17 protein-coding genes and 1 other RNA gene are annotated in these 14,903 nt (G+C 59.1%); 9 read left to right on the forward strand and 9 right to left on the reverse strand.

The genetic code is table 11. The features are described from left to right. Positions 1-4: 4 nt before the first annotated feature. The 9 genes from dxr to ACR3ES_RS14100 all read right to left on the reverse strand — a co-directional run bounded on the left by dxr (position 5) and on the right by ACR3ES_RS14100 (position 7,657). On the reverse strand, positions 5-1,177 hold the full coding sequence (gene dxr / locus ACR3ES_RS14060) for a 1-deoxy-D-xylulose-5-phosphate reductoisomerase (protein WP_170430409.1): 1,173 nt from the start codon (positions 1,175-1,177) through the stop codon (positions 5-7). After that, complete coding sequence (locus ACR3ES_RS14065; RefSeq protein WP_170430407.1) at positions 1,177-1,959, reverse strand: phosphatidate cytidylyltransferase; 783 nt, start codon at positions 1,957-1,959, stop codon at positions 1,177-1,179. Before ACR3ES_RS14065 ends, dxr begins: the two co-directional genes overlap by 1 nt. Further along, complete coding sequence (locus ACR3ES_RS14070) at positions 1,956-2,687, reverse strand: isoprenyl transferase (RefSeq protein ID WP_170430405.1); 732 nt, start codon at positions 2,685-2,687, stop codon at positions 1,956-1,958. The genes ACR3ES_RS14065 and ACR3ES_RS14070 overlap by 4 nt, the downstream gene beginning before the upstream one ends. A gap of 9 nt (positions 2,688-2,696) precedes the next feature. Continuing rightward, entirely contained in the window at positions 2,697-3,260 is a 564-nt protein-coding gene (frr, locus tag ACR3ES_RS14075; RefSeq protein WP_170430403.1) for a ribosome recycling factor, read from the reverse strand. A 188-nt stretch (positions 3,261-3,448) separates the two neighbouring features. Continuing rightward, on the reverse strand, positions 3,449-4,444 hold the full coding sequence (acuI, locus tag ACR3ES_RS14080; RefSeq protein WP_170430401.1) for an acryloyl-CoA reductase: 996 nt from the start codon (positions 4,442-4,444) through the stop codon (positions 3,449-3,451). Between the two features lie 84 nt (positions 4,445-4,528). Next, the gene (locus ACR3ES_RS14085; protein WP_170430399.1) at positions 4,529-5,632 is read right to left on the reverse strand and encodes a dimethylsulfoniopropionate demethylase; all 1,104 of its coding nucleotides are present in this window, start codon (positions 5,630-5,632) and stop codon (positions 4,529-4,531) included. Then, positions 5,633-6,157: a DinB family protein gene (locus ACR3ES_RS14090; RefSeq protein ID WP_170430397.1), complete on the reverse strand. Its 525-nt coding sequence runs from the start codon at positions 6,155-6,157 to the stop codon at positions 5,633-5,635. Further along, positions 6,157-6,861: a DUF1326 domain-containing protein gene (locus tag ACR3ES_RS14095; RefSeq protein ID WP_170430395.1), complete on the reverse strand. Its 705-nt coding sequence runs from the start codon at positions 6,859-6,861 to the stop codon at positions 6,157-6,159. The genes ACR3ES_RS14090 and ACR3ES_RS14095 overlap by 1 nt, the downstream gene beginning before the upstream one ends. Positions 6,862-6,865: 4 nt before the next feature. After that, positions 6,866-7,657: a DUF2182 domain-containing protein gene (locus tag ACR3ES_RS14100; RefSeq protein ID WP_480423767.1), complete on the reverse strand. Its 792-nt coding sequence runs from the start codon at positions 7,655-7,657 to the stop codon at positions 6,866-6,868. A gap of 87 nt (positions 7,658-7,744) precedes the next feature. On the opposite strand from ACR3ES_RS14100, the gene ACR3ES_RS14105 reads away from it, so the two are divergent. The 9 genes from ACR3ES_RS14105 (at position 7,745) to chrA (ending at position 14,865) form a co-directional block, all read left to right on the forward strand. After that, on the forward strand, positions 7,745-8,476 hold the full coding sequence (locus ACR3ES_RS14105; protein WP_170430391.1) for a FadR/GntR family transcriptional regulator: 732 nt from the start codon (positions 7,745-7,747) through the stop codon (positions 8,474-8,476). 128 nt (positions 8,477-8,604) lie between these two features. Next, entirely contained in the window at positions 8,605-10,005 is a 1,401-nt protein-coding gene (locus ACR3ES_RS14110) for a selenium-binding protein SBP56-related protein (protein WP_170430389.1), read from the forward strand. A gap of 13 nt (positions 10,006-10,018) precedes the next feature. Beyond that, positions 10,019-10,672: a hypothetical protein gene (locus tag ACR3ES_RS14115; RefSeq protein ID WP_170430387.1), complete on the forward strand. Its 654-nt coding sequence runs from the start codon at positions 10,019-10,021 to the stop codon at positions 10,670-10,672. A gap of 59 nt (positions 10,673-10,731) precedes the next feature. Then, complete coding sequence (locus ACR3ES_RS14120; protein ID WP_170430384.1) at positions 10,732-11,382, forward strand: TenA family protein; 651 nt, start codon at positions 10,732-10,734, stop codon at positions 11,380-11,382. Positions 11,383-11,400: 18 nt separating this feature from the next. Then, positions 11,401-11,763, forward strand: a complete 363-nt coding sequence (locus ACR3ES_RS14125; RefSeq protein WP_170430382.1) for a DUF4345 family protein — start codon at positions 11,401-11,403, stop codon at positions 11,761-11,763. Positions 11,764-11,799: 36 nt separating this feature from the next. Continuing rightward, positions 11,800-12,145: a transfer-messenger RNA gene (gene ssrA / locus ACR3ES_RS14130) on the forward strand. A 94-nt stretch (positions 12,146-12,239) separates the two neighbouring features. Then, positions 12,240-12,671, forward strand: a complete 432-nt coding sequence (locus ACR3ES_RS14135) for an ester cyclase (protein WP_170430380.1) — start codon at positions 12,240-12,242, stop codon at positions 12,669-12,671. A gap of 128 nt (positions 12,672-12,799) precedes the next feature. Further along, positions 12,800-13,615, forward strand: coding sequence for a sulfurtransferase/chromate resistance protein (locus ACR3ES_RS14140; protein ID WP_170430378.1), 816 nt, complete (start codon positions 12,800-12,802; stop codon positions 13,613-13,615). Next, positions 13,612-14,865, forward strand: a complete 1,254-nt coding sequence (gene chrA / locus ACR3ES_RS14145) for a chromate efflux transporter (protein WP_170430376.1) — start codon at positions 13,612-13,614, stop codon at positions 14,863-14,865. Before ACR3ES_RS14140 ends, chrA begins: the two co-directional genes overlap by 4 nt. Positions 14,866-14,903: the final 38 nt, after the last annotated feature.

The following is a 14,903-nucleotide window of genomic DNA, read 5'->3' on the forward strand; positions in this document are numbered from 1 at the left end:
GTGCCTATCCTGCTCGCTCAACCACGGCTTCATCCACCCACTGACGTGCCAGATGGTCCGTTTGCTGGACGTTATCAAGTGTCAACGGGGCGTCAATAAGGCCATCCGTGGCATCGAACCGATCAAGAACTGCTGCCACACTGTCGGCCATGTTCAGAAATCCGATCCGCCGTCCGATAAAATGATCCAGCGCGCGTTCCTTTGCAGCGTTGAACACCGCCCCCGATAAACCCCCGCGCGCCATGACCTCGCGCGCCAGTTTCAGGGCCGGATAGCGTACCCCATTTGGTTTGTGAAACCGCAACTGACCAAGCTCTGCTAGATCCAGTCGCGGGACCGGCAGTTCGCGCCGTTCGGGCCAATGCAGCGCATACCCAATGGCGTGGCGCATATCGGGCGCGCCCATATGGGCCATCACCGCACCGTCGCGAAACCCAACCATCGCATGTACAATGGATTCCGGGTGGATCAGAACTTCGATCTGATCCGGGTTAATGCAAAAGTATTCTTTAGTTTCAATGATCTCTAGTGCCTTATTAAACATGGACGCACTGTCGATTGTGATACGCTGACCCATGTTCCAATTGGGGTGACTCGACGCCTGTTCAACCGTGGCGGCCGCCAGTTCATCCAGCGGCCAATCGCGGAACGCGCCGCCACTGGCGGTAATGGTCACGCGTTCGACCGTGCGCATATCCTCGCCCGCCAGGGCCTGGAACACCGCCGAATGCTCACTGTCGACGGGCAACAGCTGTGCGCCATGTGCTCGCGCCGTATCCAGCACCAAAGCGCCCGCGCACACCAGCGTTTCCTTGTTTGCGAGGGCCAGCGTGGTCCCTTGCTTCAAGGCCTCCAGCCCCGGCGCCAGCCCGGCTGCGCCGACGATGGCCGACATGATCCAGTCCGCAGGTCGTGCGGCGGCTTCGATCAAAGCATTGTGACCGGCGGCGGCCTCAACATCGCTGCCTGCGAGCGCGTCGCGCAGCTCCGGCAGCCGATCTTCTCTGGCCGTAACCGCCAGATCAGCCCCAAGACGTTTGGCATCTTTGGCGAGTTGCGCGATATTGGTGCCACCGGTCAGCGCAACGACGTCATAGTCCGACAGGTTTCGCGCAATCAGATCGATCGTGTTCTGCCCGATTGAACCGGTTGCCCCGAGGATCGACACTTTGCGCATCACATGGCTCCCGGCGAATAAAACAGCCCCGCGATCAGCACAAACAAAGCGGCGCCCATCATGCCGTCAAAACGATCCAGAAAACCGCCATGACCCGGGATCAGGTTCGAACTGTCCTTGACCCCGAATCTCCGTTTGACGGCGCTTTCAACGATATCTCCGGCCTGACTGGCCATCGATGCCAGAACCGAGATCAGGACAAACGCGACGCCAAAACCGCCATGAATGGCGAAAACGATTCCGACGCCTGCTGCGGCCACCCAGCCTCCCACCGTGCCCGACCAGGTCTTCTTGGGGCTCACCTTGGGCCAGAACTTAGGCCCGCCAAAGGCCTTGCCAACAAAGTACCCCGCAATATCAGTCGCCACCACCACGGCAATCAGCCAGACCATCCAGTCAAAGCCCATATTCTCTCGGATCGAGATAAATCCTAGCCCGGCGGCCGCAATCCAAAGTGCAAACACAGCATACAAGCCCCGATCACGACCGACCTGCCCTGCCCCGACCAGCGCCGGTGCCAGCAAAACCGGCACCGTATAAAAGGGCGGCAGATGATAACTCAGGATCACAGCCGCGCCTGTCAGAAGACCCAATTGTACTGCAACGCCGATGCGCTGCGGTTCGATCATCCGAACCAGTTCCCAGGCCATCAGGCCACAGGCGACGGCAATAAAGGTTTCAAACCAGATCCCGCCCAGCCAGACCTCGACCGAGCCAATAGCCACCAGGACCATCGCCGACAGAACCCGGGTGGTCAGATCAGACCATCGACCGTCGCTCATGCCAGAACCGCTCCGAACCGCCTTTCGCGTGCGCCGTAGCTGCGGCACAGCTTTTCCAGTTCGGATGCGGTGAAATCCGGCCAAAGGGTGTCGATGAACTCGTATTCCGAATACGCCGATTGCCACAGCAAAAAGTTCGAAATCCGAGCTTCGCCGCTGGTGCGGATAACCAGATCCGGATCCGGCAAGACGCGGGTATCTAAATATTTGGGCAGGGTCTCCTGATCCACGTCTTCGGGCCGCAAACGTCCCTCGGCCACATCGCGGGCCAGTCTTTTGGTGGCGCGGGCCACCTCGTCGCGGCCGCCGTAGTTGAGCGCAACGGTCAGATGGACAGTGTCGTTGTCGCTTGTGGCCTCTTCCAGCGTATCCATAAGGTCGGTCAGTTTGGAATCGAGCCGGTCGCGGTCACCGATGAACCGGACCCGAATGCCGTTTTCAACCAGTGTTTTAGTCTCTCTGACAATGTAGCGGCGAAACAGATTCATCAACCCGGCCACCTCGACCTGTGTCCGCTTCCAGTTCTCGGTCGAAAAGGCAAATACGGTCAGGTACTTGATCCCGAGATCGGGACACGCCTCGACAACCTCACGCACGCGGCGCGCGCCCGCGTGATGACCAAAAAGCCTGGGCCGTCCACGGGCCTGCGCCCAGCGGCCGTTTCCATCCATGATAATGGCGACGTGGCGCGGACCGGACACCGGGGCGGTTTGGGGATCATCTGGCATATTGACCGCTCAGACCTGCATGATTTCAGCCTGCTTGGTCTCAAGCGCGGCGTCTACGGATTTGATCATCTCATCCGTCAGGTCCTGGACTTCACTTTCCCAGAAATGCTGATCGTCTTCGGACATTCCGTCCGATTTGGCTTTCTTGATCTGGTCCATGCCATCGCGGCGCACATTCCGGATCGAAACACGGGCGCTTTCGGCATATTGCCCGGCCACCTTGCCCAGCTCGCGGCGGCGTTCCTCATTCAGTTCCGGGATCGGCAGCATGATGATCGTGCCGTTCAGCTGCGGGTTGATTCCCAACCCGCTTTCCCGGATCGCCTTCTCAACCTTTCCAACCAATCCCTTGTCCCAGACATTTACAGTCACCATTCGGGGTTCGGGAACATTGACGGTACCCACCTGATTGATCGGGGTCATGGCACCATAGGCGTCGACCATCACAGGCTCCAGCATCGAGGCCGAGGCCCGTCCGGTCCGCAGAGAGGCAAACTCGGTTCTGAGGTTGGCCATCGCGCCGTCCATGCGGCGTTTCAGATCATCGGTGTCGAGTTCGAAATCGTCAGACATGCTGCTCACTCCCCGTATTCAAGTGATGTTTGGATGGGTCATAAGCCATCACAAATGGGATGTATAGCAATCTTGGTCAGGAATTGTGGCAATCGCCACGGTTGTTTCGGCCATTTTGTGCCATCTTAAAAATGCAAAAGCCGACCGATGCGCAGCCCCGGTCGGCCCTTTCAAATCCTGTTGCGCTGTCAGCCGTTTACGTCGACAACAACCCGACCTTTGACGTGCCCTTGCAGGATATCGGCGCCCAACTGCGGCAGATCCGAAAGCGTGGCGGGCTGCACCATGGCCTCCAGCTTGTCCATGGGCAGATCGGTGGCGATCCTTTGCCACGCGCGCACGCGGTTGTCATAGGGCTGCATGACACTGTCGATCCCCAACAGGTTCACACCGCGCAACAGGAACGGAATGACCGTCGCCGGCAACGCCGCGCCGCCAGCCAGACCAACGGCGGCTACCGAACAACCATATTTCATCTGTCCCAGAACACGGGCCAGCATTGCGCCGCCAACCGCATCGACGCAGCCGGCCCAGCTTTCGCTTTCCAGCGGACGCTTTGTCGTTTCGTTCAGCTCCTCGCGCGGAACGATTGTGGTTGCACCCAGCGATTTCAGATAGTCGCCGGTGTCCGGGCGCCCGGTGACGGCGGCCACCTCATATCCCAGATGGCCCAGAATGGCCGTGGCAACCGATCCAACACCACCCGCAGCACCGGTGACCAGCGTCGGGCCATGATCGGGTGTCAGACCATGGTCCTCAAGCGCCATAACGGCCAGCATCGCAGTAAATCCGGCGGTGCCGACGGCCATGGCCTGACGGGCATCCAATCCGTCAGGCAACGGGACCAGCCAGTCCGCCAGCGCGTTGGCCTTTTGCGAATACCCACCCCAATGCGCCTCGCCCACGCGCCAGCCGGTCAGAACAACCTTGTCCCCGGGCTTGTACCGATCGTCCGAGGATGCCTCGACCGTTCCGGCATAGTCGATACCCGGCACATGGGGGTAAGAGCGGACCAAACCGCCGCCTTTGGGCGACAGGCACAGGCCGTCCTTGTAGTTCACCGTGGAGTATTCGACAGCCACAGTCACTTCACCGTGCGGCAGCGCATCCAGCGACAGCTGTTTTACCGAGGCGCTCGCCAGCCCGCTCTCTTCGTCTTTATCCATCACCAATGCGTTGAACATATTCACTTTCCTTTCGTTCCTGAGCGGCCAGATCAGGACGTGTCTGGCCACAAATCTCATAGCTGCGAGTGCTCCCGCCGCCGATTAAATCCAAAACGTCTCCTGCACCGTCGCAGAGCGCATGCCATCCGGCGTTTCGATCTCCAAAGCCGTGCCCGCATCCCAGTGGCTCAGGCGCAACATGCCGATCGAGACATTGGTTTCAAAGTCCGGCGACCAGGCCGCCGAGGTCACCTGTCCGACACGTTTGCCGCAAGCGTACACGGGCCATGGCCGGTCACAAGGCGGCACCGGGTCGCCCTGGATTGAGATTGGGCGGATTTGCTGCACCGGACCTTCCTTGGCGACGCGCAGCAACGCGTCCCGACCGACGCAGCCGATAGCGGTGTGTGTGTTGCAGAACTTGCCCAAACCGCATTCATGCGGCGTGTTGTCATCCGTCATGTCATTGCCATAAGACAGCAGCCCGCCTTCGATCCGCTCGATCAGGTTTGGACATCCGGCACGCACCTGCAGGTCCTCGCCAGCATCGAACAGCGCATTCCACAGCGGCATCCCGATGTCGCTGCCTTCGACGTAAATTTCAAACCCGCCCTGTTTGGAGTATCCCGACCGGGCAACCGCCAGATCACGGCCTTCAAACTCGAACATATCGAACTTGAAAAAACGAATGTCGCGCACCCGATCCCCGAACACGCGTGACATCAGCTCATCGGCCTTTGGGCCCTGTACCGCAAGGGGTGACACATCCGGCTCATCGACCAGAACATCCAGGCGATAACCATTGGCGAGACCCTTGACCCACAGGAGCAGATCACTGTCAGCGATGGACACCCACCAGCGGTCCTCAGAGAGTTTCACGGCCACCGGGTCATTCAGCATGCCGCCGGTTTCATCGACAATCGGCACATAATAGCATTGGCCGGGCAGCATACCTCGCAAGTCGCGCGGAGTCAGCATCTGCATCAGGCGCACGGCATCCGGACCACGCAGTTCGACCTGCCGCTCGCAAGACACGTCCCACACCTGAACGTGGGATTTCAGATGCCGGTAGTCGGCCTCGACATTTTCGAAAACCGTGGGCAACAACATACGGTTGTAGACCGTATATGCCTTGACACCTGCGGCCTCGACCCCGTCGGAAAAAGGGGTGCGCCGCAGGCGGCGCGACAAGGAAATCTGCGGCATTCAATCCCCCTTTGGCATAAAGACAAGATCGCTGACCGGCGCTTCTGACCCGGTTTCGGTCAGCATCTTGTGCAGCTGTCCCCGATGGTGCGTTTGGTGGTTGAAAAAGTGGATGATGCACTGCGCATAAGGCAATGTAACATCTGCCTTCTTCACGCCTGAATACCACGTGAGCGTGTCGGTCAGAAGATCGTCGCCCAGTGTCTCGGCCCAGGCCTCAATGCGTGTGTCGATCATCTCGCGCAGCGGTAACCACTCGGTCAGATCAGCGCAGACGTGAACACTTTCGTGAATGCCGCCGGACTTGTTCGAATTGCTTTCCGGCCCGGCCCCGTTGTCAAAGCGCGACATCCAGATCCAGTCACCCCACAGCAGATGGTTTGCGGTACCGAGAATTGAGCCAAAGAACGCACCTCGTTCGCGTGTCAGTTCTTCGGCGGTCAACGCTTGAAAAAACTCTGCCAACTGGCTGTTTTGCCAGCGGTTGTAGCGCGCCATTTCGCGAGCATAAGCGTCGGTGATCATCACTTTGGCCCGTGCCAGTCGATGGGGCAGATTTCTGCTGATTTGCCGCCAAAGTCCCAGACTCGGCCATAGTCGCGCACCTTGGACTTGGTGCCGCGTGCCACGATGATGTCAGGACCCATCCAGTATTTCGAGTTGGACACCATCACCGGGTGTTCCGGGTCCTTGCCCGCCAGCATTTCAATCTCACCTTGAATTTTGCGCCCGATCATGATGCGGCGTTTGGTGCCGTCGCGCTCGATCTCGACGGGTGCGCGTTCGGCGCCGATGATGTCGCTGACCAGCATGGTGAATAGGCCGGTGGTTCCGCCGGCCTGACCGCTGAAGATCTGCAGCAGACCGTTATAGGCCTTGCCGCTGGCCCGTTCATCGACATAGGCCGCGACTTTCCACTGCCCCTCGCCCATGCGCCCGGGGATGTCGACCAGCAAGCCGACATTCAGCCCGGATAGATCCTCACCTTCGAAGTGGCCCTCGTCGATGATCACGCCCATCCAGGCATGGCAATGCCCCTCGGTCGGAGGATGCGCGCCCAGCGACACCACGCAGGGACAGAAGACATCGCAGGAACAGTTCAGGATCAACTCGCCTTTGATAGACCAGTCCGTCGGGCTCATCTCACGCCGTTTGGGGTTGGGCATGCGGCTGTCGATCCGCTGACTGATGGGCAACCGGTCGGCTTCTGGTTTTCTGTTCTTGGCCATAGGCTTATCCTCCGAATGCAATAGGATAGATCAGCAGGGCGATGCCGCCCGCAATCAATACGAACCCCATGGGACGAGTCACAAGATGACCGACCTGGGGAAGCTTTTCCAATACCATGAACAGGGTCGCAAGGCCCATCCACAGCAGGCTCATGACGCCGCCGACAAAGCCAAGCGCCATAAAGCCCCAGCAACAGACGACGCAGAACGCGCCCAGCCCAAGACCCATACGCAGACCACCGGCAAATCCGGTTTTCCAGTAGCCCAGAAAATAGGTCATCGGGGCATGGCAGACGCCGTGGCACACTTCCTTCACGCGGGTGAACTGAAAGGCACCCACAGCAATCAGCAATCCACCTGCAACCAGCGGGGATTTCGCAATGCCCAGCATGTCGACGACGCCACCGAACAGCAATGCAAGTTGCACGCCGGTGATCAGCGCGGCAAACCCCACCCAGACAATGAAGTATCCGGTCAGAACACCCAGCCACCCGGCCCGCGTGCCATTGGCGCTGTGAATCAGGTCGTCATAGCTGCGCAGGGTCGGCACCAGTGTTGGCAGCATCATAGCTGCCATCATGATCGCCCACATCCAGAACAGCGGGCCAAACTCGGCCATCGGCATATACATGTCCATGCGGGGATCCATGGCCGCCATGGCCTGTCCCATCGGGCCCGGCCGACCGATCCAGTCGAGGTCCATGTCGCGGCTCATCGAGAACATGACCCACCACGCCCACAGGATCAGGACATAAAAGCCCAGCCATAAACCGCTGCGTAGAATGGCGCGACTCACGTGATCCTCCCGACTCATCTCTTGCTTTTCAAATGTCAGACTTTTAAATGTCAGACAAATAAAATCGTAATCGAAGGCCTCCGGCAGATGAAGATAGACCCGCAGAAGCCTGCTGACCTGTCTGCACAAATTGCGCAGGCCATTCGGGATGCGATTGTGTCAGGTGAGCTGATCGTGGATGCGCGCCTGCCATCCGAGGCGGAACTGTCCGATCAGTTTCAGGTGTCTCGCCCCACGGTGCGCGAGGCGCTGAAACGTTTGGCCGCGCAATCTCTGATCCGAACACAGCGCGGTGCCTCTGGCGGCGCGTTTGTCAATCGGCTGAACTTTGAAGATGCGTATTCTCAGCAGATCACCACCTCGACACTCTTGTTGTCGATGAACGCGGTCAGTTTCGATACGGCGTGCGAGGCGCGCTATGCGCTGGAACGCTCTTGCGCAGCGCTGTCGGCAGAGCGGCGCACACCCGATCAGCTGGCCACGATGCGGGCCGAGATCTTTCGACAGGCGCAGCCCGGGTTAACGGATGAGGCTTTCTGTGCTTCCGATGTAGCGTTTCACCGGGCCTTGGTAGATGGCGCAGGCAACCCGGTTCTGTCCTATCAATTGGCCGGAGCGGTCGAAGCGATGCAGCCGCTGATGAATATGATCACCTTCACCGCACGCTCGCGCGAGGAAATCATCGCCTTTCACACCAAGATCGCCGATGCGCTGGAAGCCCGAGACGCAAAAACCGTGGACGACGCCCTGGTGGCGCTCGAAACCTATACACGACAACTTGTCCATGACGTGGCGCAGCGACGACGCAAACCCGCCTAGGCGCCAGGTTCAAACAGTTTGACGCAGACCAACAGGCAGAAGGAAACAAGAGCAGGCAGCATGACATCCGGCATCAAGACCGGAACTCTCACGACAAGTGGACTATCAAATACTTACGGGAGGACGTTATGAACAAAAGACCGGACCCTACCTTTTATCCATCGGCCAAGCTGGCCATGGAGGGCCCGACTGAGACGCTTGCTTTCACGCTGATGCTCAGTCCTGACTTTTCGCAACCTGACGGGCTGGCGGTTGTGAATGTCGATCCAACATCGGATGACTTCGGCAAAATCGTACATCAGGTGATCATGCCGGAAAAAGGCGATGAGTTTCACCACTTCGGATGGAACGCCTGTTCCTCGTCGCTTTCGCCGCTCAGTGGGCATGCGTTTCTGGAACGCCGGTATCTGATCGTCCCCGGAATACGGTCCAGCCGGATTTACATCATCGACGTGAAAAATCCGCTGGAAGCGAAGATTCACAAGATCATCGAGCCTGAGGAAGTCTTTGCAAAAACGGGATATTCCCGTCCCCACACTATCCATTGCGGCCCCGAAGGCATCTATGTCAGCACCCTGGGCGGTGGCGGTGAAGATGGCACTGACGGACCTCCGGGCATTTTCATCATGGACTGTGAGAGCTTTGAGATCATCGGACGGTATGAGATCGAGCGCGGTGTGCAGGACAAGCATTATGATTTCTGGTGGAACCTGCCGCGCGACTATATGGTCAGTTCCGAATGGGGGCTGCCGCCCCAGTTCGAAAACGGGATTGTGCCAGAGGACCTGTTATCCAACAAATACGGGCACTCCATCCATTTCTGGAATCTGCGCAACCGGACCAATATCCAGACCATCGATCTCGGCGCAAACCATCAGATGGCGCTGGAAATCCGCCCGGCGCACGATCCGGTCAAGCAGTACGGGTTTTGTGGCGTCGTTGTGGACACGACAAACCTGCAAGGTGCGATTTTCACATGGTGGCGCAATGACGACGGCACCTTCGAGGCCAAGAAAACCATCACCATCGATCCGCAGCCCGCTGACCCGGATGACCTGCCAGACTTGCTGAAAGGCTTCTCAGCCGTTCCACCGCTGGTGACGGATATCGACCTGAGCCTGGACGATAAATACCTCTACGTGGCCTGCTGGGGTACTGGAGAGATGCATCAGTATGATGTTTCCGATCCGATGAACCCGACGCTGGCGGGCAAGGTCGAGATTGGCGGCATCGTCAAAAAGACCAAGCATCCGAACGGTCAGGATTTTGGATACGGCCCGCAGATGGTCGAGATCAGCCGCGATGGCAAGCGGGTCTACTGGACCAACTCGCTCTATTCGACATGGGATGATCAGTTCTATCCCGGCGAACGCGGAGCGGCGATGGTCAAGGCCGATGTCGGCGAGAATGGCGGCCTGACGCTGGACCCGAACTTCTGGGTCGACTTCCCGGATGGGTATCGCGCGCACCAGATCCGTCTGGAGGGCGGCGATTGTTCGACGGACAGCTTCTGCTACCCGTCCGTCTGACTTGGAATGGCTGATGACATCGACGGCCGGCCTCTGGCTGGCCGTTGTGCTCAGCGGAGCATATCACGGGCTGAACCCCGGCATGGGTTGGCCCCTGGCAGTGTCGTCCGCGTTGATGGAGCAACGGCAATCAGCCTTGTGGCGGGCGCTCGCCGCACTGGCAGGCGGGCATTTTGTGGCCATGCTGGGGGTGTTGCTGCCTTTTGCGCTGATGGCCGTGCTGGTGGATTATCAAAGGGAAATCCGCATCGGTGCTGCGCTGATCGTCATCGCCATGGGGCTCTACATTGCGATCACGCGCCGCCATCCGCGCGTATTGTCGCGCATCCCCCCCAGCAAGCTGGCCTTGTGGTCGTTTCTGGTCGCCCTCGCCCATGGTGCCGCCCTGATGCTGGTGCCGATCTATCTGGGCCTGTGTGGGCTGGATGAGCTGGACGCCGGGCACCGCGCCGTGTCCGAGATTATGACCACCAATGGGCTGCTGGTTCTGGCGGTTGCGGCCATCCACACAGCGGCGATGATTCTGGGTGGCGGCATTCTGGCTTACGCAGTCTACCGCTGGCTGGGTCTACAGTTCCTGTCACGCAGCTGGTTCAATCTGGAACTGGTCTGGGCGCTCAGTCTGATCTTTGTCGGTGTTCTGGGGCTCATGTCGGCGTTTGGGTGATCTTGAACTTGGGTGCGAAAGACGCTTTGTCTGCTGCAAACGCCCCATGGAGTTTCCAGATGCCCGACAGCCCACGCCCCACGGACCTGCTTCGCGATGGCAAATCCGCCGATTGGCAGGCCGCGACCACCCATACGTTTACGCGCGAACTGGCCGATGGAACCCTGCCCGAGCACAAAATGCGCTGGTATCTGGAACAGGATTACCAGTTTGTCGACGGGTTCGTGCGGTTGCTGGCCAGTGCCATCGCCCATGCCCCAAGCCTGGCGGACAGTGTTCCGGCGGCACAGTTTCTGGCGGTGATCACCGGCCCCGAAAACACCTATTTCCTGCGCGCGATGGAGGCGTTGGGCACGCAGCCCAGCAGCGACCCGGCGCCCGCAACCAAGGCGTTTCAGGACCTCATGGCCGAAGCCGCGGCATCCGGCCGGTACGAAAACATGCTGGCCGTTCTTGTTGTCGCGGAATGGGTCTACCTTAGCTGGGCCAGCCCGGAACATCCGCCCAAAGCCGATTTGCCCTTCTGGTTTGCCGAATGGATCACGCTACATGCCGGTGACGGTTTCGAAAGTGTGGTGGAATATCTGCGCGGCCAGCTCGACAAAACCTGGCCGACGCTGACGGTAGAGGATCAGGCCCAGGTGACACGTCTGTTCCATCGCGCGGTTGAACTGGAAAAAGACTTTTTTGACGCCGCTTACAGGGCGTGAGCGGCCAGAGGCACGGATATGATACAGATTGTCAACATTATTGCAGCGCTACTGACCATAGGCTTTGGGTCGTTTGGATTTCTGGCGCCCGCCTACACTGCTGCGGCGCTGGATCTTGCCCCGACCAACAGCACCATGGGGCTGAGCGAAATGCGCGCTTCGGTCGGTGGTTTATTTGTTGTCACGGGGATCGCGGTTCTTTGGCTCAACAACCCGATGGCCTATGCCATGCTGGGCGTCGTGTACGCTGGGGCTGCTTTGGGGCGGTTTGTTTCGGTTGCTCTGGACAACCCACCAATGGTCAAAGCGCTGACATTTGGTGGAATCGAGCTGGTTTTGGCCGTCTGTCTGATTGCCGCAAACATCAACAGAACCGCCTAAGGCGTTGGTATTCAACACACCACCACGCGGGATTCTAAGTTTGCATCCGGTCGGTGTCTCACCTATATAAACCTTGTCCTTCGGGACTATGGACATAAACGCGCTCGTAATAAGCGGATCGGACCCGGGGGCGGTACCCGGCGGCTCCACCAACATCCTTCATTTGAGGATCGCGGGGCCGAAACAGGATCGACGAACGTCTAAAGGGGTTAGCTTTGTCTCGGCGGGGTGCCACCGTACCGGCCCAAACAGTACAATTGCAAATGACAATCGTGCTCCGGTTGCAGTTGCTGCGTAAGCAGTAGCAAGACCGAAACTTAAGCCCTTGCGCCTAGCCGCGTAAGGCGGGGTTCGCAGGTACCTGGCAACAGAAACCTGCATTTTCATTTGTCTGCGTTTAAACCGAATCCTGTGTACATTCAGGGTTTCTTCATTCCTTTTTGTCATCCTCACCCCGGACAGACAGGAGAGCCGGGATGACAAATTCAGACATACTCAGGGCGTGGTATTCCGAAGTTTGGGAAAAGGGAAACACCGACGCGATCGGTCAGTTTTTTGCCCCTGACACGGTGGCCAAGGGTTTGATCCCCGAAATGCAGGTTGGCGCGGAGGATTTTCGCGATTTGGTCATGGCGTTCCGGCACATATTAGGTGACATCAAAGTGGATTTGCCCAAGACCATTGAAAACGACGACTGGGTGTCGGCCATCCTGCATGTCAGCACATCGCGTGCGGACAATGGGGCCCCGCTGAAAGTGACCGGCCAGGTCATGGCGCGGTTCAAGGATCAGATGATTGTCGAAACCTATAACCAATTCGATTTTGTTTCATTGTTCGAGCAGCTGGGGCAGTTTCCGCAGGACACCCTGCCGGTCTGCATGACCGGGCAAAGGCTCGATTGGGTCTGAACACTCTAAACCAATCTTGACCCCCCGGGCGCTTGCGCGGTAGCAAGTGCCATGGGGTAAGATTGCGGACACCCCGTGAGGCGACAGCCCAAGTTTCGCATGTATCCTGGATTGTGAGGAAACATGCTATGGCGTCGCCAAATTCGATAACTCCAAGACAACTTCTGCGTCTGATCGGGACACCGCAGGCCCCGGCCCTGATCGACGTGTGCCTGGACCCCGATTTTCAGGCCGACCCCTATCTGATCCCGGGGTCTGTCCGGCATCCCGCCGATGACATCGCAGGCCTGAGCCAACTGGTGTCCGGCCGTGCCTGCGTCATCATCTGTCAGAAAGGTAAAAAGCTGAGTCAGGGGCTCGTCTCGTGGCTGCGCAGCGAGGGCCACAGGGCTGAATTTCTCGAGGGTGGAATGTATGCGTGGCGGGACCTTCCTGAAACCCTGCGGGTGCCAGCATCCGCCATACCTGCGCCGGTTTCCGGGCAGACGCTGTGGGTCACGCGCCACCGTCCCAAGATCGACCGGATCGCCTGCCCCTGGCTGATCCGGAGATTCGTTGACCCAAACGCCAAATTCCTGTTCGTAGCCCCTGCCGAGGTCGAAAACGTCGCCGACAGGTTCGACGCAACCCCGTTCGACATCGAAAACACCTATTGGAGCCACCGGGACGACAGATGCACCTTCGACACCATGCTTGACGCGTTCACTCTCAAATCGCCCGCGCTGGATCGGCTGGCCACGGTCATTCGGGCTGCGGACACCAACAGGCATGACCTCGCGCCCGAGGCCGCTGGTTTGCTGGCCATCTCGGTTGGTTTGTCCCGTCAGTACCGGGATGATCACGAAAACCTCGCGGCCGGGATGCATTGCTACGATGCCCTCTACCGGTGGGCGCGCGATGGGTTCGACGAAGGCCACGATTGGCCGACGGACCGCAAATCATGACGCCCACATTCCACGATCTGATCCGGGTGTTTGGCAGGATCGGACTGTTGTCCTTTGGGGGCCCTGCCGCACAAATATCGCTCATGCATCAAGAACTTGTGGAGCGTCGCCCGTGGCTGGACGAGCAAACCTATCTGCGCGCCCTGTCCCTCTGCATGTTGCTGCCGGGTCCCGAGGCCATGCAACTGGCCACCTATGCAGGCTGGCGCCTGCGGGGTGTGATCGGAGGATTGATAGCGGGTGGACTTTTCGTGCTGCCCGGCGCGCTGGTGATCGCCGTGCTCGTGTCACTTTATGCCGCATATGGAGATCTGCCCCTGGTTCAAGCCGCGTTTCTTGGCGTCAAGGCAACGGTGATCGTGATTGTTCTACAGGCGCTACGCAACCTGTCGCGCAAGGCGCTGACCGATACCGAACACCGCGTGATTGCGGGGCTGGGTTTTCTGTCAATCTTCCTCCTGGACCTGCCGTTTCCGGTGATCATTCTTACGGCGGCGGTGTGGGGCTATGCCACTTTCCAAGGGTCCGCGCGCGCCGCGGACACATCCCCTGCCCCAAGCCTGGCGCGCCCGATTCGAACTGCGGCGATCTGGTTGACGCTTTGGCTGGGTCCACTGATCCTGCTCAGCGTCACCGGTCAGACTTTGCTGAGTGATCTGGGCTGGTTTTTTGCGCGGCTGGCGGTTGTCACGTTCGGCGGAGCCTATGCCGTCCTGGCCTACATGACTCAGACTGTGGTGGATCAGTACCACTGGATCAGCACCGACCAGATGATTGACGCACTGGGCCTTGCGGAAACAACGCCCGGGCCCCTGATCCTTGTCACGCAGTTTGTGGCCATGCTGACCGGTCAAATGACCGGCGGGCTCACACTGGCTCTGGCGGCCGGAGCGGTGGCGCTGTGGGCCACGTTTGTTCCCTGTTTCCTGTGGATTTTTCTGTCGGCCCCTTATCTGGATAGGCTCGCCACCCGCCCGCGTCTTTCGGCGGCCCTGCATGGGATTACGGCTGCCGTGGTTGGCGTGATTCTCAACCTGTCCGTGTGGTTTGGCCTGAATGTTCTTTTTGGATCGGTTCCGCAAACGTCATGGGGCTGGGCAAGCCTGCCCGTTCCAGACCTCGACACGGTGGACGTGGCGGCCCTCGCATTGACCTTGGCCGCAGCTGTGTTGATTTTTCGCCTGAAAATGGGCATGGCCTCGGTTCTGATCCTGATGGCATTCGCTGGAATGGCCGTGCATTTGATCTGATCAATCGAGGGATCGTGCCCTTTCGTTTCCGCGCAAAT

It is taken from the genome of Ruegeria sp. B1 (genome assembly GCF_056535885.1).